22 protein-coding genes and 1 pseudogene are annotated in these 20,013 nt (G+C 59.8%); 14 read left to right on the forward strand and 9 right to left on the reverse strand.

Annotation, left to right across the window (positions count from 1 at the left end; all coding sequences use genetic code 11):
- Nucleotides 1-125: 125 nt before the first annotated feature.
- A complete protein-coding gene (locus K5R89_RS16410) occupies nucleotides 126-248 on the reverse strand; it encodes a small membrane protein (RefSeq protein WP_004175940.1) in 123 nt (40 codons plus the stop codon).
- 487 nt (nucleotides 249-735) lie between these two features.
- On the opposite strand from K5R89_RS16410, the gene K5R89_RS16415 reads away from it, so the two are divergent.
- Complete coding sequence (locus K5R89_RS16415) at nucleotides 736-987, forward strand: hypothetical protein (protein WP_032453085.1); 252 nt, start codon at nucleotides 736-738, stop codon at nucleotides 985-987.
- A gap of 51 nt (nucleotides 988-1,038) precedes the next feature.
- On the opposite strand, the gene yncL is transcribed toward K5R89_RS16415, so the two are convergent.
- Nucleotides 1,039-1,131 (reverse strand): stress response membrane protein YncL, encoded by a 93-nt coding sequence (yncL, locus tag K5R89_RS16420; protein WP_002906891.1) that lies wholly within the window; start codon nucleotides 1,129-1,131, stop codon nucleotides 1,039-1,041.
- A gap of 195 nt (nucleotides 1,132-1,326) precedes the next feature.
- Here yncL and K5R89_RS16425 point away from each other — a divergent pair, with 195 nt between their 5' ends.
- Together K5R89_RS16425 and K5R89_RS16430 are read left to right on the forward strand one after the other, a co-directional pair.
- Complete coding sequence (locus K5R89_RS16425) at nucleotides 1,327-1,500, forward strand: GhoT/OrtT family toxin (RefSeq protein WP_008804686.1); 174 nt, start codon at nucleotides 1,327-1,329, stop codon at nucleotides 1,498-1,500.
- Nucleotides 1,501-1,588: 88 nt separating this feature from the next.
- Nucleotides 1,589-2,338: an alpha/beta fold hydrolase gene (locus K5R89_RS16430; RefSeq protein WP_072421598.1), complete on the forward strand. Its 750-nt coding sequence runs from the start codon at nucleotides 1,589-1,591 to the stop codon at nucleotides 2,336-2,338.
- 13 nt (nucleotides 2,339-2,351) lie between these two features.
- On the opposite strand, the gene K5R89_RS16435 is transcribed toward K5R89_RS16430, so the two are convergent.
- Nucleotides 2,352-3,785 carry an aldehyde dehydrogenase gene (locus tag K5R89_RS16435; protein WP_117133731.1) on the reverse strand — a complete coding sequence of 478 codons (1,434 nt, stop codon included), beginning with the start codon at nucleotides 3,783-3,785 and terminating at the stop codon, nucleotides 2,352-2,354.
- A gap of 269 nt (nucleotides 3,786-4,054) precedes the next feature.
- On the opposite strand from K5R89_RS16435, the gene K5R89_RS16440 reads away from it, so the two are divergent.
- Nucleotides 4,055-5,653 (forward strand): ABC transporter substrate-binding protein, encoded by a 1,599-nt coding sequence (locus K5R89_RS16440; protein ID WP_217259457.1) that lies wholly within the window; start codon nucleotides 4,055-4,057, stop codon nucleotides 5,651-5,653.
- 16 nt (nucleotides 5,654-5,669) lie between these two features.
- The gene (locus tag K5R89_RS16445) at nucleotides 5,670-5,903 is read left to right on the forward strand and encodes a YdcY family protein (protein ID WP_023289889.1); all 234 of its coding nucleotides are present in this window, start codon (nucleotides 5,670-5,672) and stop codon (nucleotides 5,901-5,903) included.
- Between the two features lie 8 nt (nucleotides 5,904-5,911).
- Here K5R89_RS16445 and K5R89_RS16450 read toward each other — a convergent pair whose 3' ends face one another.
- Nucleotides 5,912-6,361, reverse strand: coding sequence for a DMT family transporter (locus K5R89_RS16450; RefSeq protein ID WP_217259456.1), 450 nt, complete (start codon nucleotides 6,359-6,361; stop codon nucleotides 5,912-5,914).
- Complete coding sequence (locus K5R89_RS16455; protein ID WP_023289887.1) at nucleotides 6,358-6,876, reverse strand: GNAT family N-acetyltransferase; 519 nt, start codon at nucleotides 6,874-6,876, stop codon at nucleotides 6,358-6,360. The genes K5R89_RS16450 and K5R89_RS16455 overlap by 4 nt, the downstream gene beginning before the upstream one ends.
- Nucleotides 6,877-7,037: 161 nt before the next feature.
- On the opposite strand from K5R89_RS16455, the gene K5R89_RS16460 reads away from it, so the two are divergent.
- A complete protein-coding gene (locus K5R89_RS16460; RefSeq protein WP_023289886.1) occupies nucleotides 7,038-7,619 on the forward strand; it encodes an XRE family transcriptional regulator in 582 nt (193 codons plus the stop codon).
- Between the two features lie 65 nt (nucleotides 7,620-7,684).
- Nucleotides 7,685-8,722, forward strand: coding sequence for an NADP-dependent oxidoreductase (locus K5R89_RS16465; protein WP_044523497.1), 1,038 nt, complete (start codon nucleotides 7,685-7,687; stop codon nucleotides 8,720-8,722).
- 62 nt (nucleotides 8,723-8,784) lie between these two features.
- Here the strand turns inward: K5R89_RS16465 and rihA are convergent, their stop codons facing one another.
- Complete coding sequence (gene rihA / locus K5R89_RS16470) at nucleotides 8,785-9,720, reverse strand: pyrimidine-specific ribonucleoside hydrolase RihA (RefSeq protein ID WP_023289884.1); 936 nt, start codon at nucleotides 9,718-9,720, stop codon at nucleotides 8,785-8,787.
- A gap of 277 nt (nucleotides 9,721-9,997) precedes the next feature.
- Here rihA and K5R89_RS16475 point away from each other — a divergent pair, with 277 nt between their 5' ends.
- The gene (locus K5R89_RS16475; RefSeq protein WP_020481014.1) at nucleotides 9,998-10,297 is read left to right on the forward strand and encodes a DUF406 domain-containing protein; all 300 of its coding nucleotides are present in this window, start codon (nucleotides 9,998-10,000) and stop codon (nucleotides 10,295-10,297) included.
- 68 nt (nucleotides 10,298-10,365) lie between these two features.
- Here the strand turns inward: K5R89_RS16475 and pqqU are convergent, their stop codons facing one another.
- A complete protein-coding gene (gene pqqU, locus K5R89_RS16480) occupies nucleotides 10,366-12,471 on the reverse strand; it encodes a TonB-dependent receptor PqqU (RefSeq protein WP_217259455.1) in 2,106 nt (701 codons plus the stop codon).
- A gap of 257 nt (nucleotides 12,472-12,728) precedes the next feature.
- Here pqqU and K5R89_RS16485 point away from each other — a divergent pair, with 257 nt between their 5' ends.
- Complete coding sequence (locus K5R89_RS16485) at nucleotides 12,729-13,790, forward strand: YncE family protein (protein WP_044523494.1); 1,062 nt, start codon at nucleotides 12,729-12,731, stop codon at nucleotides 13,788-13,790.
- A gap of 147 nt (nucleotides 13,791-13,937) precedes the next feature.
- Nucleotides 13,938-14,159 (forward strand): YgdI/YgdR family lipoprotein, encoded by a 222-nt coding sequence (locus tag K5R89_RS16490; RefSeq protein WP_002906779.1) that lies wholly within the window; start codon nucleotides 13,938-13,940, stop codon nucleotides 14,157-14,159.
- Between the two features lie 50 nt (nucleotides 14,160-14,209).
- Here the strand turns inward: K5R89_RS16490 and ansP are convergent, their stop codons facing one another.
- Both ansP and K5R89_RS27465 read right to left on the reverse strand, forming a co-directional pair.
- Entirely contained in the window at nucleotides 14,210-15,664 is a 1,455-nt protein-coding gene (gene ansP, locus K5R89_RS16495) for an L-asparagine permease (RefSeq protein ID WP_023289881.1), read from the reverse strand.
- Between the two features lie 380 nt (nucleotides 15,665-16,044).
- Nucleotides 16,045-16,140, reverse strand: a pseudogene (locus K5R89_RS27465) (LysR family transcriptional regulator); the annotation flags it as partial.
- A 116-nt stretch (nucleotides 16,141-16,256) separates the two neighbouring features.
- On the opposite strand from K5R89_RS27465, the gene dapF reads away from it, so the two are divergent.
- From dapF to K5R89_RS16515, 4 genes are all read left to right on the forward strand, one after another.
- On the forward strand, nucleotides 16,257-17,123 hold the full coding sequence (dapF, locus tag K5R89_RS16500; protein WP_217259454.1) for a diaminopimelate epimerase: 867 nt from the start codon (nucleotides 16,257-16,259) through the stop codon (nucleotides 17,121-17,123).
- Between the two features lie 126 nt (nucleotides 17,124-17,249).
- Nucleotides 17,250-17,801, forward strand: a complete 552-nt coding sequence (locus K5R89_RS16505; protein WP_060589492.1) for a (d)CMP kinase — start codon at nucleotides 17,250-17,252, stop codon at nucleotides 17,799-17,801.
- Between the two features lie 91 nt (nucleotides 17,802-17,892).
- Complete coding sequence (locus K5R89_RS16510; RefSeq protein WP_217259453.1) at nucleotides 17,893-18,900, forward strand: MsnO8 family LLM class oxidoreductase; 1,008 nt, start codon at nucleotides 17,893-17,895, stop codon at nucleotides 18,898-18,900.
- Nucleotides 18,890-20,011, forward strand: coding sequence for a M20 peptidase aminoacylase family protein (locus K5R89_RS16515; protein WP_048297620.1), 1,122 nt, complete (start codon nucleotides 18,890-18,892; stop codon nucleotides 20,009-20,011). The genes K5R89_RS16510 and K5R89_RS16515 overlap by 11 nt, the downstream gene beginning before the upstream one ends.
- Nucleotides 20,012-20,013: the final 2 nt, after the last annotated feature.

Genomic DNA, 20,013 nt, shown 5'->3' on the forward strand with positions numbered 1-20,013 from the left:
GTCGCGGTTTGCGACCCAATACCGGCCCCTGCCTGATGGCAGGGGCTTTTTTTATGTCCGCACTAAGCCAGGAAGAGGAGTATGCCAGCGATGCTGGCGCAGGAAGGAAATCGCGTTAACCGTGTTCAGCGCTTGGTTTTTTTGCTCGGCAAGCTGGCGCTGCGACGGTCCCGTATATAGGAAATAAGATTATACACCGCCGCGACCAGCAGGATCAGCGCGATGACCAGGGTGATGATTCCGGACATATCCACCTCGAAATATAAAAGCGCATAGCGCTAAAAACATTACCAATAGTTATGAATGTAAGTATTCTCTGAAGAGAAGGCAAATGATATTTGTTGTCATTTAGCGCTATTGGGGGCCCTCGCCAGCGAGGCCTGACATGAAAAGGTTAAGTTACAACGGCTTGTAGCCGCCTTTTATCTTATTAAGATCCAGCGCCTGCGCGGTATATCGCATTTTCGGCCAACGCGCTATAATCTTTTGGTTTGCGATTGGTGAAATATTATCTTTATCAGACGAATCAGATTGCGCTGAACAGAAACTATTTCACGACGATAAATAAGGCTTTTATATTTGCGGTTAACGGGTAATATTTATTCGCAATATTTAATAACCGGCGAGTCAATCCGCCATGCGCGCCAGCGCGGTGGCGCATGCTCCCGGGTTTGACTTTCCGCCGCCGCTCATGCGATCATTTCACGCATATTCGGTTTTAACGTTGATGTCGCTGTGAAAATTTTTGCTTTTATTCTGCTGGCTGTCGGCACCGTGGCGCTGAGCTATGGTAACGCGCCGGCAAAACGTATTCAGGGCTGTGAGAGCGCGGGAGTGGGGCAGGCCGTTTGCGCCGCCGCCGAATGGGATAGTGAGAAAGTGAATGTTTTGCCTCATTATAACCCTGCGCTAAACAAGGTTATTTTCGCAGGCCACTCAGCCCGTATTGTTTATGACCCTAATATAGGCGCGAGCCTCCGCACGTAAAAAAGCAGCCCAGAGGGCTGCTTTTTTAGGTTTCGTTGCTGAGTAAAATGATTAAAACCAGCCAAATCTCACCGACAGCAGGCTGATAAGCGCGAACGCGGCGCAGACATTAATCATAACGACGGTCTTGCTGGAGACATCCATAACGCCACCTTAATGAGTAAGTCCCTAAAGGTATAGTACGGCGGGCGCGGTTGCGCTATCGGATTAAGACGAATCGGGCTTTGTTCTGAATATTCAGCCCAATTCTGAATTTGTTATACAGGTATCTCTGAATCACGACGTCATGGCAGATAATTATCCCACCATGGAACGCTCCTCAGGGAAGGAAAACGAAGAATGACGTTATATCAAAAAATGTTGGTGTTTTACGCCATTATGGGCGTGATCTGCGCCGTAATTAGCTGGTTTTTAACCAAAGAGAGCCGGGTGATCCGCCTGCTGGCGGCCCTGTTGATCGGCGCCACCTGGCCGTTCAGCTTCCCGATGGCGCTCCTCGTCTCGCTGTTTTAACGCTCCGGCGGCGGACGACAGAAAAGGGTGGCGGCAAGGATAAGGTTACTGTATAAAAACACAGTAACCTTATCATGGAGGCAAAAAGGTGAACGGTTTCTTTTCGTCCGTCGCAGGCGCCACATTGCGCTGGCTCGATCTTCCGGGAGAGGGGCTTCCGCTGGTGTTTATCCACGGCCTCGGCTGCGCGTCATCTTACGACTACCCCCGCGTCGCCAGCGCCCCCGCGCTCAACGGGCGGCGCAAAATACTTATCGATCTACCGGGCTTCGGCTACAGCGATAAACCGCACGACTTTAGTTACAACATACATAGCCAGGCGCAAGCGGTGGAGCAAGTCCTCGACCACCTGCGCCTGCAGCGCTTCGCGCTGTACGGGCATAGCATGGGGGGAAGCATCGCCATCGAAGCGGCAGGGTTGCTGGCGGAGCGGGTGACCACGCTGCTGGTTTCTGAACCCAACCTGTTCGCCGGAGGCGGCGAGTACAGCAGGCGCATAGCGGCGCAGTCAGAGGCGGCCTTTATGGCCGAAGGTTACGCCAGGATGCTGGCGGAAGAGCGCTCGCCCTGGGCCGGCTGTTTGCAAAACAGCGCCCCCTGGGCCGTCTGGCGAGCCGCCAGCAGCCTGATACACGGCAGCGACACCCCCTGGTTTACCCAGCTCTGCCAGCTGCGCTGTCATAAGGTGCTGATCGTCGGCGAGCAGTCGCTCCCTTATGCGGATATCGAACGGGTAGAGGCGCAAGGGATCCCGGTCGGGATTGTGCCCCACGCGGGGCACTCGATGGCGTGGGAAAACCCGGAAGGGCTGGCGCAGCTCATCGCCAGCCACGGCTAAGGGGGAGTCGGGGTCAGAATGGCAGTTCGCGAGGCTGGGTCTGGAGCGTTATCCAGCGCAGCTCGGTAAATTCCGCAATCCCGGCCCGACCGCCGAACCGGCCATAGCCGGAGGCTTTGCAGCCGCCAAACGGCATTTGCGCTTCATCATGAACGGTTGGACCATTGATATGGCAAATGCCGGTTTGCAAACGTTGCGCCAGGTTCCACGCTCTGGCGCTGTCGCGGCTGTAGACCGCAGCGGAAAGGCCATAGTCGCTGTCGTTGGCTACCGCCAGCGCCTCTTCGTCGTTATTAACGCGAATAATCGCTTTTACCGGGCCGAAGGACTCTTCGTTCCACAGCCGCATCTCGCGGGTGACGCCGTCCAGCAAGGTAGGCGCCATGTGGGTATCGCTGGCTTTGCCGCCGGTCAGCAGGCGGGCGCCTTTGGCTAAGGCATCGTCGATTAACGCGTTGCAGCGGGTGACGGTGTTCATGTCGACCACCGGGCCGGTCAGGCTGGCGGGGAGAGAAGCGGCGCGCCTGGTCAGCAGAGGGATAAAGCGCTCCGCCACGGCGTTGTCGACAATAATGCGCTCGGTGGACATGCAGATCTGTCCGGCGTTGGCGAAGGCGCCAAAAATGGCGCCCGCCGCCGCCTGCTCAATGTCGGCATCGTCGAGGACCAGCAGCGGCGCTTTGCCACCGAGTTCCAGCACCGCCGGTTTCAGATACTGCCCGCAGGTGCGGGCGATAATCCGCCCCACCGGCGTGGAGCCGGTAAAGTTGACGCGCCGCACCGCCGGATGGGCGATCAGCGACTCCACCAGCGCCGGCGCGTCTTGAGGCGCGCAGGTAAGATAGTTCACCACGCCCGGCGGGAAGCCCGCCGCGTCGAGGGCGTCGATAATCAATCCTTGTGTAGCCGGGGAGAGCTCAGCGCCCTTGAGGATCACCGTGTTGCCGCAGGCCAGCGGCGTCGCCAGCGCCCGGGTGGCAAGGATCAGCGGCGCGTTCCACGGCGCCATGCCCAGCACCACGCCGGCACCCTGGCGGACCCCCATCGCCAGATTGCCCGGCACGTTGGATGGAATGATCTGCCCTTCGATCTGGGTGGTCAGCGCCGCCGCTTCGCGCAGGATATCGGCCGCCAGATGGACGTTAAATCCCGCCCAGTGGGCGGTGGCGCCGGTCTCCGCCGCCATGGCGGCGATAAATTTAGCTTCCCGCAGCAGCATATGTTCCGCCGCGTCGAGCAGTAAGCGTCGCCGTTCCGCCGGGGATGTATCGCGCCACTGCGGGAAGGCGCTGGCCGCGGCCTCGACGCAGCGTTTACCGTCAGCGAGGCTGGCGGCAGCGGCAACCGAGGCGATGTCGTCGTGGGCAGGGTGGCGCCGGGTAAAGGTCCGATGGTCTTCGGCATCGTGCCACTGGCCGGCAATGTACAGATTGCAGGTGATTGTCATGGAGGTAACCTCTTATTCTGCGGTTCCTCCAGTGTACCGGTCGCGGCTGGCGGCGAGCGTGAGCGGGGCGGTTATCGCACATTTTTTTGCCGGAATTGTGCGTAGCTCACAACATCCCAACCGTACCTGGCGCAAAAAGCAGCGCGACGCCGATTAAACCAGCAAATTCAGCGCGATTGGCATAAGGTGATAGCCATTGATTATTTGCCGGGGGCCAGGGGCTGTGCTGTTATTACGGTTCTTATAATCAATAATCAGGGCTTATAACCATGTCTACAGGGAAAACCACGCTGGCGCTGCTGCTGAGCGCGCTGCTGCCGGCCAGCGCCGCATGGGCCGCGGGCAATGACACGCTGGTCTATTGCTCAGAGGCCTCCCCGGAGTCCTTCAACCCGCAGATCGCCAGCTCCGGCCCGTCGTTCGTCGCCAGCTCGCAGGTGCTATATAACCGTCTGGTCACCTTTGACCCGGTGAAGAACACGCCGATCCCGTCGCTGGCCACCGAGTGGCATGTCTCTGAAGATGGCAAAACCTGGACCTTCACGCTGCGTCAGGGGGTGAAGTTCAACAGCAATAAATTCTTCAAACCGACCCGCGATTTTAACGCCGACGACGTCCTGTTTTCGGTACTGCGCCAGATGGATCCTCAGCATCCTTATCACAAGGTGTCGCAGGGGAACTATGAGTACTTCCACGACGTGGGCCTCGATAAGCTGATTAAGTCGGTGAAAAAGGTCGATGACTATCACGTCCAGTTTGTGCTCAATCAGCCGAACGCGGCGTTTCTTGCCGACTGGGGAATGGACTTCGCCTCTATTCTGTCGGCGGAATATGGCGAGGCGATGCTGAAGAAAGGAACGCCAGAAAACGTCGATAACTGGCCTGTCGGCACCGGACCCTATGCTCTGCAGCAGTATAAAGTGGATTCGCAAATCCGCTATATCGCCAATCCCCACTACTGGGAAGGCGAGGTGCCGACGAAGCACCTGATCTTCTCCATCACGCCGAACGTCGAGACCCGGCTGGCTAAACTGCAGACTAACGAGTGCCAGATTATTCCGGCGCCTTCGCCGGTACAGTTCCCGGTGATCAAGGGCAATAACGATCTGACGCTGCACGCCGTCGAGGCGCTGAACGTCGGCTATCTGGCGTTCAACACCGAGAAGAAACCGTTTGATAATGTGCTGGTGCGCCAGGCGTTAAACTACGCCACCGACAAACAGGCCATCGTCAGGGCGGTGTTCCTCGATTCCGGTACGGCGGCGAAGTCGCCGATCCCATCCACCATGCTCGGGTATAAAAAAGACCTCCCGGACTACGACTACGATCCGCAGAAAGCGAAGGCGCTGCTCAAACAGGCGGGTCTGGAGCAAGGGGCGGAAGTGACCCTGTGGTCGATGCCGGTTCAGCGGCCCTACAACCCGAACTCAAAACGCATTGCTGAAATGATCCAAAACGACTGGGCGAAAGTCGGGGTGAAAGCGAAGATCGTCAGCTATGAGTGGGGAGAATACCTGGCCGGCATGCGTAAAGGCGAACACGACAGCGCCCTGTACGGCTGGATGTCAGACAATGGCGACCCGGACAACTTTGCCGGCACGCTGCTCAGCTGTGATAATATCCAGACCGGCTCTAATGCCGCCCGCTGGTGCGATAAGTCGTATGACGCGCTGGTGAAGAAAGCCCTGCTGGTGAGCGATCCGCAGGCGCGCGCCAAACTCTACGATCAGGCGCAAGAGATCTTTTACCAGCAGGCGCCGTGGATCACCCTGGCGACCGGCAAGACCTTCTATGCCACCCGCAGCAACGTCAGCGGCTACACTGTGAGCATGATGGGGAGCGATTTTTCCAAAGCGAAGCTGAATTAAGTGAAAGGAGAACAGAATGGCACATCTGGATGAGGTCATCGTTAAAGTCGATGACATCCTTGCCGAGGGCGTTATCGCGCATATGAATGAGCTGCTGATCGCCCTGAGCGATGACGCGCAGCTCAGTCGTGAGGAACGCTATACTCAGCAGCAGCGCCTGCGCACCGCCATCGCTCACCATGGGCGACAGCATCAGGAAGAGCAGGACGCGCGCCGCGAGCAGTTGACCAAAGGCGGCGCGATCCTCTGAACAGGCGCTCAGAACTGGCGTCTGGCCACCAGCCAGGCGCCCACCACCAGCATCACCGCGCCGCATAATGGCCCGATCAGCGCCCGCAGCGGTACGCCGTGGGCGCGAATTAAATCCATGATCAACCCGCCGACCAGCTGGCTGGCCACCAGTACCGCGATGGTGGTGGCTGCGCCCACGGTCTGATAGCCGCTGATGCTGGCGAAGACGAAAAAGGATCCCAGCATGCCGGGGATCAGCGTCCACCACTTCACGTTCAGGGCCAGCTCATGAAAGCCGGCGACGCCCTGGCGCAGCAGCAACAAGGTCACGAAAATAACGATACCTACCAGCGAATTGAGCAGCATGGCGATGAGGATCGTCGACACCGACTGGGTGATGCGCACCATCAGGGTGTTCTGCACCACCAGGCCTACGCCGGCGGCCACCAGAAAGGTGAGGGTAAGCGACCCATTCATGCCTGGCCGTCCGGGTCCTGGCGCGCATCAAGCTGCAGCTGCATAAAGGTCAGATCCAGCCAGCGACCAAATTTGGTTCCCACCTGCGGCATCTGCCCGGTGGTGATAAAGCCCAGCGTTTCATGCAGGTGCAGCGAGGCGTGGTTCTGCGACTCGATCCCGGCGACCATCACATGTTTATTCAGCCGACGCGCTTCGGCGATCAAGGCGACCAGAAGTTTGCGGCCCAGGCCTTTCCCCTGGTGCTCGGGGTGAACGTACACCGAATGCTCCACGGTGTGGCGAAAGCCGTCAAACGCGCGCCAGTCGCCAAAGGAGGAATAGCCGGTAATGACGCCGTTTTCCTCGCTCACCAGCACCGGAAAGCCTGCCAGCTGGCGGGCTTCAAACCATGCGATGCGGTTGTCGGTATCCACGGTTTTGTCATTCCAGATAGCGGCGGTATGCACGACGGCGTGGTTATAAATCTCGGCGATCGCCGCGCAATCGTCTTTAATGGCAGGGCGGATGGACATAGCAAACCTCAGTTTTCGTACACTATAGTAGTACGATATTATTACAATAATGAACGCTACGCTGTCATCCGTTTTCAGCAAATTTTTTCCTGATGGGCCAGGGGTTACGCGGCCCGACGGGCGGTTGTGTAATGCCTGCGCGCACACTATAGTGTTACGTTATGAATACTATAGAAGACAACCTCAATCAGCGTATCAGCGCGCGCATCCGCATCGAGCGCGAATCCCGTGGCTGGTCGCTGAACGACCTGGCCGAACGGGCGGGCGCCTCGCGGGCGATGATCCATAAAATCGAGCGCGGCGAAAGCAGCCCGACGGCGTCGATGCTGGGCCGCCTTTCCGGCGCCTTCGGCATCAGTATGTCGACCCTGATCGCCAGGGCGGAAATGCAGGAAGGCAAGCTGCTGCGTTTTGCCAGCCAGCCGGTATGGCACGACCCGCAAAGCCACTATCTCCGCCGCCACGTTTCGCCGCGCAGCGATCTGCCCATTGACCTGGTGCAGATCGAGCTGCCGCCCGGCAGCGATGTGCCGATGCCGGCTTCGTCCTATGCGCTGGCACGCCAGCTGATCTGGCTGCAGCGGGGCGAGCTGGTGTTCCTGGAAGGGAATACCCGCCACGAGATGCAGACCGGGGACTGTCTGGAGCTCGGCCCACCGAACGACTGCCGCTTTATCAATGAATCCGCAGAGACCTGCGTCTATCTGGTGGTGCGCCTTAATCAATCGCCATCCGGCTCTTAATGATAAAGCGCATTGCGCATAAAGCAGCTAGCCTCAGTACTGTCTGCTAACAAGAGGAGTTTGCTATGTCAGAACAACCGCAACGCCATCGCCGCTGGGTACTGGCTTCCCGCCCCCATGGTGAACCGACGGCAGAGCATTTCCGCCTGGAAGAGCGCGAGGTGCCCACCCCGGGGCCGGGTCAGGTTCTGCTGCGTACCGTTTATTTATCGCTGGATCCCTATATGCGCGGGCGGATGAGCGACGCGCCGTCCTATTCACCGCCGGTGGCCATCGGCGCGGTGATGGTGGGCGGGACCGTGAGTCGCGTCGTGACCTCGCAGCATGATGATTTTCAACCCGGCGACTGGGTGCTGGGCTACAGCGGCTGGCAGGATTATGAGCTTTCCGACGGCAGCGGGCTGGTGAAGCTGGGGGACAACCCGCAGCACCCGTCCTGGTCGCTGGGGGTGCTGGGGATGCCGGGCTTCACCGCCTACATGGGATTACTGGACATTGGCCAGCCGAAGCCGGGTGACACGCTGGTGGTCGCTGCGGCCACCGGGCCGGTGGGCGCTACGGTCGGACAGATCGGCAAAATTAAGGGCTGCCGTACCGTCGGCGTCGCCGGCGGCGCGGAGAAATGTCGCTATGCGGTTGACACCTTAGGCTTTGATGTCTGCCTTGACCATCGCGCGGCGGACTTTGCCGAACAGCTGGCCCAGGCCTGCCCGCAGGGCATTGACGTCTACTACGAAAACGTCGGCGGCAAGGTTTTTGACGCGGTGCTGCCGCTGCTCAACACCGCGGCGCGGGTTCCGGTCTGCGGACTGGTGAGCGGCTATAACGCCACCGGTCTGCCGGACGGGCCGGACCGTCTGCCGCTGCTGATGGCGACCATCCTCAAGAAACGCATTCGGATGCAGGGCTTTATTATCGGCCAGGATTATGGGCATCGGATCGCGGAATTCCAGCAGCAGATGGGGCGCTGGGTGCAGGAGGGTAAAATTAAATATCGCGAACAGCTGATCGACGGTCTGGAGCAGGCGCCGCAGGCGCTGATCGGCCTGTTGAAAGGTGAAAACTTTGGTAAGGTGGTGATCCGCGTGTCGGCGGATGACTAATACGCCGGGTATAGCCTGAACGCGCCTCTCTCCCGGCCGGGAAGAGAGGCGCTGCATCAATATCAGGCGTAAAAGGCTAACCGCTGGGCGAGCAGATCGACAAAGGCTTCGCGGTCCACATCCAGCATCAGGGTGGTATTGGGCGGATTGCCGGTCAGATGGTAGTAATCGACCACCGTCATCCCCTGGGTATATTTGCCTTCCGTTTCCACGCCGACCCAGCGCTCGATAGTGGTAAAGAGCTCCGGCTTGAGGAGCCAGGCGATGGTGCAGGGGTCGTGCAGCGGCGCGCCGTCGAAGCCCCACTTTTCGTCCTTATGGTAGGCCATAAAGAAGTCGAGCAGTTCGGCGACGATGGTCGATACCGGATTGCCAATCTGGCGGAATCGCTCAATATCCGCAGGAAGGATCTGCGCCCGGTGGGTGACATCCAGGCCTGCCATCACCACCGGGATCCCCGACTGAAAGACCATCTCCGCCGCCTGCGGATCGACGTAGATATTAAACTCCGCCGCCGGCTGCCAGTTGCCCAGCCCCATAGCGCCCCCCATGATCACGATGCGGGCGATCTTCGCGTGCAGCTCCGGATGGCTGGCGAGCAGCAACGCCACGTTCGTCTGCGGCCCGGTGGCCACCAGCGTCACCGGCTCCTGACTTTCGCGCAGCACCCTGGCCATCAGCTCGACGGCGGTGCAGTTTTGCGGCGCAAAGGCCGGCTCCGGCAGGTTCGGGCCATCCAGTCCGCTTTCCCCGTGCACGTTATCGGCAATGATCAGATCGCGCATTAACGGCTTCCACGCGCCGCCGGCGACCGGAATATCCGCGCGGTTCAGCAGGGTCAGCATACGCAGCACGTTGCGCAGAGTCTTCTCCGGGGTCTGGTTGCCTGCGGAGGCGGTGACGGCTTTCACCTCCAGCTCCGGCGAGGCGAGGGCGAGGACCAGGGCGATCGCGTCATCATGTCCCGGATCGCAATCAATCATTATCGGCAGTGCCATAGCAGCTCCTTGTTGGCGTTGTTCTGTGACCAGATTAACGCTGCGGCGCGAGGCAGACGAGAAAGTGTGCAGAATAGTGTGATGGCTAGCACGGTTGCAGGGGCAATCGCGCGGTGAGTCGCGGCGGTCCTGCATCATCATGCCTCGCCTTGCGATGGCGCAAGCTAGCGTCCGGCGCGGCGCGATAGAATAAAAATCGCTAATCCTTACGGATATTAATGGTTTGCTTTTCGGCGAGCGGATTCTTATCCTTAAGAAAACTCAAGAGGTTATGACGATGAAAGATGTAGTAGATAAATGCAGCACCAAAGGCTGCGCCATTGATGTCGGGACAATTATTGATAACGAGGACTGCGTCTACCGGGCTGAGAAGTTATTCCCGAGCCGCGAGGAAGCGGAGTCAACCGTAGCCGCCGTTCGCGAGCGTGCCGCCGCGGCGGCGCCGGCCAGTGAACCACCGCAGGTTGACTACACGCTCGCCGCCGCCGGCGACGAGGTGAAACTCGATCTGTCCATCGCCTTCTCCTGCCAGGCGGAAAAGATCATTTTCGAATTGTCCCTGAGAAACCTGCTTTAATCAGCGCCCCGGGCGCCAGCGCCTGAGGGTAACGCCTTCGCCCGCTGGTCCGCGGGCGAAGCCGGGCGTTACTCGAAGCGCCAGGCGAGGTTCAGCCCGATACCGTAGTTGCGTCCCGGCGCGGGCTCGTAGTAGCGTCCGTTGGACTCGTTAACGATGACGGACCCGACGTATTCGCGGTCGAACAGGTTGTCGACCCGGCCGAACAGATCCATATCCATCCTGCCATAGCTCCACTTATAGCCGGTCGTCAGGCCGACCACCGTCCAGGAAGGGGCTTTGGCGGTGTTTTCGTCGTTCGCCATGATGTCGCTCATGTAGCGAATATCGCTCCCGGCGTACCAGCCCTGCTCCGGCTGATAGCCGAAGGAGGCGTAACCCATATTGCGCGCGATCCCCGGAATACGGTTGCCGTTGCAGCTGGCGTCGCCGCAGACGTTGGTGCGATAGGTCGCGTCAAGCCAGGTCCAGGCCGCCTTCAGGCGCCAGCTCTCGCCAAACTGCTGATCCAGTCCCAGCTCCATCCCCTGACGACGGGTCTTGCCGGCGTTTTTATAGCTGGTGCGTCCGCCGCTGCTGCTGTCGACCACGATCTCATTATCGGTATCGGTCTGGAACAGGGCGGCGGTGAGCAACCCATTGCCGATCCGCGTCTTGCTGCCGATCTCCACCGTGTCGTTGGTGGAGGGCTTCAGGCCGAAGTTGAGACCGCTCTGGTTATCGGCGCGGTATGACAGCTCGTTAATGGTCGGCGTCTCGAAGCCGCGGCCAGCGGAGAGGTAAACGTTCCAGGCGTCGCTCAGGGCATACTTCAGCGAGCCTGCGGGCAGCCATTTGTGATAGCTGGCATCGCCGCTGTCGTCGCCATTGCCTGGGGTGATGTAGTAATCATTCGAGTCGAACCATACCGAGCTGTAGCGCACCCCGGCATCGAGCGAAAGTTTGTCGGTGAGCTGCCACTGGGTTTGCAGGTAAGGGTCGACGTTCCACATCAGGTTACGTTCGTTACGGCGTAGCGCGCCCTGTTCGCCATACTGCGGCGCGCCGTTGACCATCACAAAGTTTTCATAGCCCTTGCGGCGCTCGCTCATGTTCTCGTAGTCAAGACCGGCGGTCAGGGTGACCGGCACCAGCAGCTCGCCGCGATGGGTCAGCCGGGTATCGATCCCCTGGTAGTGGCGGGTGAGGTCGATCACCCCGCCGGCATGGCTCGGCTTCAGCTGCGGCGCGCGCGGGATCGACTGGTACTGGGTGGTTTCGCGTTCCCCGGCGTACATCATGACGCTGAGATCGTCCTGGTCGCTCAGCTGACGCTCGTAGCGCAGGCCAGCCTGGGTCTGCCGGGTATCCTTGCGGGTATTATACTGGTCGCCGCGCGGCGACTGGCGCGGGTTATCGCGCCATTCATCGGCGGTTAAGCCGCCGGCGTCATTGGCTTTGATATCAACGCTGTTCAGCAGCAGCGTCAGCTTACTGACGTCGTTGATGCGCACCCCCAGCCGGGCGTTGGCCAGATTTTTGCGCGCGCCGCTGTGATCGCGATAGCCATGGGTGGTGAAGCGGTTAGTCGACACCGTGTAATCCACATCGCCTGCGTGGCTGCCGTCGCCAACGGCGCCGGTGGCTTTCATCCCATAGTGCCAGGTGCCGAAGCTGCCATAGTAACTGCTGGCTTCCACGGTGGGCGGCTGGGTGCCGGTCTGGCTGGTGACATTGATCACCCCGCCGGACGAGTTACCGTAGAGGGCAGAGAAGGGGCCGCGCAGCACCTCGAGGGTGTCGACGCTACCGATATCGATATTGGAGGTCTGCCCCTGGCCGTCGGGCATGGTCGCCGGGATGCCGTCCACATAGATGCGCAGCCCGCGCACGCCGTAGGTAGAGCGGGAGCCAAAGCCGCGAATCGACAGCTGCAGATCCTGGGCATAGTTTTGTCGGTTCTGCACCTGCAGGCCCGGCACGGCGCCCAGCGATTCAGAGAGGTTGACGCGCGGCGCGGCCTGGCGCATCTCATCGCCATTGACCACGCTGACGGCGGCGGGGGTATCCAGTTCAGAAACAGTGGTTGGCGCAGCGGTCACCACCATGGTTTGTTCATCGGCGGCCTGGGCGGCGGCGATGAGCGGCAGCAGCAGGGCCGGCAGGGCCGCGTGTCGCACGGATAGGATTTTCATCGATAGTACTCGGGAGACGAACCAAATGGAACATATGTATATATGTTACCCCGTTTGTAAAATATTTGAAAATTATTAACTGCCGTTGGTTAACGGATAGTGCTCCAGGCTGACGAATTTACCGGGCAACAACAATTAGCGCTCCACTTTGAGGTAATTAATGATTACTATTCGCATTCAAAATAAGGCAGAGCCATGACTTTGCCGTCGGAAGCGATGTCGGGTCAGCACATACAGGTTTATCAAAGGGAGTCGTCATGTCATTACGTCAGTTTGCCGCGCCGCGTCTGCGCCATTCACTGTTATTCACTTCTCTGCTGCTGGCAGGCAGCTTTAGCGCCCACGCCGCGGAAGAGATGCTGCGCAAGGCCGTCGGGAAAGGGGCCTACGAAATGGCCTACAGCCAGCAGGAGAACGCGCTGTGGGTCGCCACTTCGCAAAGTCGTTCGCTGGACAAAGGGGGGATTGTTTATCGTCTTGACCCCACCACCCTCGACGTGACGCAGATTATTCACAACGATCTGAAGCCGTTTGGCGCCGCTATCAACCATGCCACCGGTACGCTGTGGTTTGGTAATACCGTCGACAGCACCGTCACCGCCATTGACGCCAAAACCGGCGCTGTGAAGGGGCGACTGGTGCTGGACGAGCGTCAGCGCAGTGAAACCGTGCGCCCGCTGCAGCCGCGCGAGCTGGCGGTCAATGAGCAGACCAACACTATCTACATTACCGGTCTGGGCAAAGAGAGCGTGATTTGGGTGGTGGATGGCGCTACCCTGAAGCTGAAAACGACGATTACCGGCACCGGGGCGATGGCCACCGGCCTGGCGATCGATCCGCAGGCGAAACGCCTTTATACCACCAATGCCGACGGCGAACTGCTGACCATCGACAGCGAGAGCAACAGCATTGTGTCGCGCAAAAAATTGCTGGATGACGGCAAGGCGCATTTCTACCTTAACCTGAGCCTCGATACCGCCGGCCACCGCGCCTTTATTACCGACAGCAAACAGCCGGAAGTGCTGGTGGTCGATACCCGCGACGGCAAAGTGCTGGAGAAAATCACCGCGCCGGAATCGCTGGCGGTGCTGTTTAACCCCACCCGCAACGAAGCCTATGTGACGCACCGTAAGGCGGGGGAAGTGAGCGTTATCGACGGCAAGAGCTATAAGGTGGTGAAGACCTTTAAAACGCCCACCCATCCCAACAGCCTGGCGCTCTCTGATGACGGCAAAACGCTGTACGTCAGCGTGAAACAAGCATCCAGCCGTGAGAAAGAGGCCACGGCGCCGGACGATGTGATCCGCATCGCCCTGTAAGGTCCCGGGCGCGACGACCATCGTCACCGGTGGTTGCGCCCGGCATCTCACCCTCTGTTACAAACGCGTATTGGCCTGATAAACCTGAAGGTTATACACTTATCGCTTTCCCGCCTCGCGCGGGCAGTGGTAATCAGTGGAGATAAAATGAAAAAACCATTCATGGTGATTTGCGCCGGCGCGATGCTGGCGCTGCTGGCAGGCTGTTCGTCCAACTACGTTATGACCACCAAAAGCGGTCAGACGATCGTCACCCACGGCAAGCCGCAGCTGGATAAAGAAACGGGGATGACCAGCTATATCGATGAGTCTGGTAATAAGCGGGAAATTAACAGCAGCGACGTGTCGCAGCTGGTTGAGGATAACTAAGTCCTGACCTCCCGGTTTGCCCGCGATGGACAAACCGGGAGTCCTGCCATTTACTGCTTGAGCGTCGGCGCTGTGCTGTGAATCGCATGCACGCGTTTACGCACGCCAAACCAGCCCGCCACCAGCAGCACCGCCAGCAACGGGATGGAGCCAATGGTATAGGTGCCGTTCGGATAATCGAAGGCCATCAGCACCAGCACGCTAAACAGGAACAGCAGCGTCAGCCAGGAGGTGAACGGCGCCCCAGGCATTCTGAAGCTCACCTGAGCCGCTTTTCCTTCCTTAATCGCTTTGCGCAGACGCATCTGACACACCACGATGAAGCCCCAGGATGCAATGATCCCCAGCGAAGCGATGTTGAGGACGATCTCAAACACCTGCGACGGCACCAGATAGTTGAGGAACACCCCGACCACGTACACCGCCAGCGTCGCCAGGATCCCGGCGTAAGGGACGTGGTGACGGCTCATCTTCGACATGAACTTCGGCGCGGAGCCCCCCATCGACATGGAGCGCAGAATACGCCCGGTGCTGTAGAGGCCGGAGTTGAGGCTGGAGAGGGCGGCGGTTAACACCACGATGTTCATCACGCTGCCGATATACGGTACGCCCAGTTTTGAGAAGAAGGTAACGAACGGGCTCTGTCCCGCCTGGTAGGCGTTCCACGGCAGCAGCAGCACCAGCAGCACCACCGACCCGACGTAGAACAGGCCGATACGCCAGATCACGCTGTTGATGGCCTTCGGCACCATCGTCTCCGGATCCTTACACTCACCGGCCGCGGTGCCCACCAGCTCAATGGAGGCGAAGGCGAAGACCACGCCCTGCACCAGCACCAGCGCCGGCAGAAGGCCGTGCGGGAAGAAGCCGCCGTTATCGGTGATCAGGTGGAAGCCGGTGGCATTACCGTCCAGCGGCTTACCGGAGCCGAGGAAAATGGTGCCAACCACGAGAAACGCGACGATCGCCAGCACTTTGACCAGCGCGAACCAGAACTCCATCTCGGCGAACCACTTCACGCCGATCATGTTCATGGTGCCGACGATGGCCAGCGCGCCGAGGGCGAAGACCCACTGCGGCACATCGCCAAACGCGCCCCAGTAGTGCATATACAGCGCCACGGCGGTGATATCGACGATCCCGGTCATTGCCCAGTTAACGAAGTACATCCAGCCGGCCACGTAGGCGGCCTTTTCGCCGAGGAATTCCCTGGCATAGGAGACGAAGCTGCCGCTCGAGGGGCGGTGGAGAACCAGTTCGCCGAGGGCGCGAAGAATAAAGAAAGAGAAGATGCCGCAGACCAGATAGACCAGTGCGAGCGCTGGCCCTGCCATTTGTAAACGTGCCCCGGCGCCGAGGAACAAACCGGTACCGATGGCGCCGCCGATGGCGATCATCTGTACCTGACGGTTGCCCATCGCTTTGTGATAACCCGCTTCATGTGAGTTGAGCCAGTGGCGTTTTGCAGCATGGTGCTCCGCTGCAGTGTCGTGTTTCGTATTCATTGATGTATCAGTTTCCTGTCAATGTCCATGTTTGCAGCCGGCGTGGAGGACGGCTGGCACATTATGCTGGCTTTCTCATCATTCTGACGTAGGAGATAAGCTCAGACATGGCGCTGAATCCTACACGTAACCTAATAGTTACGCACCTAAAACATTTACCGATAGCATTTGACAGATTTATCAATGAGATCAGCGTCGCAGAGTTTCCCGCAACAGAATGAAAGCGCTGGTATGCTGGCGTCGACTGGGGTAAGTGCGAGGTTGTCAGGGGACGGCGGAGGCGCAGTTCGCTGCTTTTGCATCCGTTGGCCACGGGCGATGGTCACCTGCTCGCCGGGTCGCAGCCCGGCGTTTAACCGGTCATCCACGACCATTTTTTAGCCATTATCATCAGTGGTTTTGATGTTAATATCCGGTTATTCCAGCATAAATGGCTTCAGCGTTGGTCACGGCGCCGCGCAGGCGGAGGAAGCATGATGCCTGCAGGGGAGCAGAATGAACAGAGCGGTTAACCCTTATTGTTTAATTCATTCTGCCGGAGCAGGTATTGTAAGATGGAAAAACATACCCGTAGCGCCAGGCGACCTACACAATGACACCCTTGCACTTTCATAAATATCACGGACTGGGTAATGATTACCTGGTATGCCATCGCGCCGTTGCCGACCAGCTGAGCAACGAGCATATTCGAATTCTGTGCCATCGCCACTATGGCGTCGGTTCTGATGGTCTCCTGATCGACAGCGGCGATCGAACCCACCCCACGCTGCGTATTATCAATCCGGACGGCTCCGAGGCGGAGAAAAGCGGGAATGGGCTACGGATCTATGCGCGCTATCTGTTTGATATCGGTCGTGTCGGGCATGAGCCCTTTTTAGTGCACACGGAGGGCGGAGACGTCTATTGCACCGTGGAGCGTGATTTTCATCAGATTAGCGTCGACATGGGGCGGGCGAATTTCAATCCGGCGGCGTTACCCGCCCTGGTGAATTTGCCCGAGGCGGTGAATTATCCCTTGCCGCTGGCGGATGAAACCCTGTCCGTCGTACTGGTCTCTATGGGCAATCCCCACTGCGTTGTTCTCGTGGATAAGCTCGACCTGGAACAGGTTCATCGCTTAGGGCCGCAAATTGAACATCATCCTTTGTTCCCCAAACGCTGCAATGTGCAGTTCGTGGAGGTTGTCGATCGCCATACGCTGAAGATTGGTATCTGGGAGCGGGGCGCCGGGTTTACGATGGCCTCCGGGAGCAGCAGCTGCGCGGCGGCCAGCGCCATGCGCCGGTTAGGGAAGGTGGACGATCGGGTGGAGGTCAACATGCCAGGCGGCCAGCTGCGCATCACCTTCGGCGCGGATTTTCAGGTACTTATGCGTGGCCCGGTGCATAAGATCGCCAGCCTGACGCTGGATAACGACTGCTTTGTCGGCGGCGGCGCTATCTCCACTGGCGCGGCATGACAGGTGGGGCGATCAGCCGGAAATTTTTTGCCTTTCGCTTGCTGTCGTAAGCGGCTGTACATACTGCCTTTTCCCATCCGGGCAAAGGCGACAAACAACGGAAATGGCTACCAGGGAGAAACAGAGATGAATATCAACGTGGTCGGCACCAGCGGCTCAGGCAAATCCACCCTGGCTCGTCGCCTGGCGCACAGGCTGGGGCTGCCGTGCATCGAACTGGATCGCCTGTACTGGCGGCCGAACTGGCAGGGCGCGCCGGATGAGGCGTTTTTCGCCGCCATTGCCGCCGCGACGGCCACCCCGGGGTGGGTATTGGATGGCAACTACAATCGCAGCCGCGGGGTCAAATGGCGCGAGGTGGATCTGGTGATCTGGCTGGATTATGGCCTCTGGCGCACGCTGCGCCAGGCGGTGTGGCGGGCCGCGAGCCGGGCGTGGCGACGTCAGGAGCTGTGGCCGGGCACCGGCAACCGCGAGAGCTTCCGCCGTTCGTTCTGCAGCCGGGAATCCATCATCCTCTGGACGCTGAAAACCTGGCGGCAGAATCGCCGACGCTATCTGGCCGATATGCAGGATCCGCAATATCGTCATATTCGCTTCATCCGGCTGCGCAGTCCGCGGCAGGCCGAGGCGCTGCTCCACGAGCTGGAAGCGCAGCGGTCAGGCGGGCATATCTAATTTTCAGCAGTACACATGTGAATTAATTGTTTCTCAATAGTTAGCAGAGATTTTAATAATGCAGGCACGTACTTTCATATGAGCCTGCGAAATGTCTTATCGAATCAGTATCCTGGATAAAAGTCCGCTTGCCGCCGGGGAAACCGCCGCGCAGGCGCTGGCGCGTACATTAACGCTGGCGCAACACGCCGAAGCCTGGGGCTATCACCGCTTCTGGGTCGCCGAACACCATAATACCGATCAGCTGGCGAGCCCCTCGCCGGAGCTGGTTATCGCCTGGCTGCTGGGCCACACCCGGCGGATCCGCCTCGGGTCCGGCGGCGTCATGCTCCAGCACTATAGCCCCTATAAGGTCGCGGAAAACTTCAACCTGCTGGCCGCCCTCGCGCCGGGCCGCATCGATCTCGGGGTCGGCAAGGCGCCTGGCGGCCTGCCGCTCTCCACCCGCGCCCTGCAGCAGGGCCTGCATCAGGAGGAGAAAGGCACCTTTGGCGACCAGCTGGCGCAGCTGGATAACTGGCTGTCGCTGACTGAGCCCGGAGGGGAAGAGAGCCTGCGCGCCACGCCGATCCCGCCGCGCCGGGCAGACGGTTTTCTGCTCGGCGCCAGCCTGGAGAGTGCTGAACTGGCGGCCCGCCTTGACTGGAACTTTGTCTTTGCCGCCCATCTCAATGGCGACAGCGCGCTGCGCCGCACGGTGCTCAACCGCTGGCGCGAGCTGAGCCCGCGCGAGGCAATTGTCGCCGTGCAGGTGGTGGTCGCCGACGATCCCGCTACCGCCGCCGCGCTGGCGCAGCAGGTGGAGGCGTGGGGCGTTGAGCTGGAGAACGGCCAGCGGGTGACCGTCGGCAGTGAGGCGCAGGCCGTTGCCTTTGCCCGCCAGGCCGGTAGCCGTCCCACCCGTATCGCCCGCCGCGAATCTTCGCTGATATCGGGTACCCCCGAAGAGGTGAAAGCCCGGCTGGACGCGCTGCAGGCGGAAGATCAGCTGGATGAACTCATCATTGATACCCCCATTAGCGACGGGCCTGCGCGCCTGCGCTCTCTGCGCCTGCTGGCGCAGGCTCACTACGGCAAGGCGGTGCTGAATGTCCTTTGAACAACAACTGATTAGCTGGCGGCGCGAGCTGCACCAGAACCCGGAGCTCTCCCTGCAGGAGGTGGCCACCACTGCGCGGATCCGCGACTGGCTGCAAAGCGGTGGGTTGACCCTGCTGCCCTACGATCTGAAAACCGGGCTGGTGGCCGAAGTCGGCAGCGGCGACAAGGTGATAGCCCTGCGGGCGGACATCGACGCGTTGCCCATCGAGGAGGCGACCGGTCTGCCTTACCGCTCGCAGAATCAAGGGGTGATGCATGCCTGCGGGCACGATATTCACACCAGCGTAATGCTGGGAGCGGCGCTGCTGCTGAAGGATCGGGAAGCGGAACTCCCGGGGCGGGTGCGGATCCTGTTCCAGCCGGCGGAAGAAAATTTTGGCGGGGCGAAAACCCTGATCCGCGCCGGGGCGCTGGAGGAGGTGTCGGCGATCTTTGGCATGCACAATGAGCCCGGCCTGCCGGTGGGTGAATTTGCCACCCGCGGCGGCGCGTTCTACGCCAACGTCGACCGCTTCGTCTTCAAAGTGACCGGAAAGGGCGCGCATGCCGCCCGCCCCCACGAAGGCAAGGATGCGATCCTGCTGGCCAGCCAGCTGGTGACGGTGCTGCAGAGCGTGGCCAGCCGGGAAGTGAACACCCTCGACTCGGTGGTGCTCAGCGTGACGCGGATCCAGGGAGGCAATACCTGGAACGTGCTGCCGGAGAGCGTCGAGCTGGAGGGGACGCTGCGCACCCACAGCAGTGAAGTGCAGCAGCGGGTCAAGGCCCGGGTCAGCGAGATTGCGGCCGGTTTCGCCAGCGCCTTTGGCGCGCAGATTGACGTCTTCTGGTATGCCGGCCCGACGGCGCTGGTCAATGACGCCCGCTGGGCCGACTTCGCCAGCGAGGTAGCGGCCCAGGCCGGGTACCGCACCCACCACGCCGATCTGCATCTCGGTGGTGAAGATTTTGCGGTCTATCTTCAGCATATTCCCGGGGCGTTCGTCAGTATCGGCAGCGCCAGCGAATATGGTCTGCACCATCCGGCATTTAATCCGGACGAACGGCTTATTGCACCCGCAGCGCACTATTTCGCCCGTCTGGCGGAGCAGGCATTACAACACATTTAATG

It is taken from the genome of Klebsiella sp. TF21-TM, assembly GCF_019753495.1.
Lineage (GTDB): Bacteria > Pseudomonadota > Gammaproteobacteria > Enterobacterales > Enterobacteriaceae > Klebsiella > Klebsiella quasipneumoniae.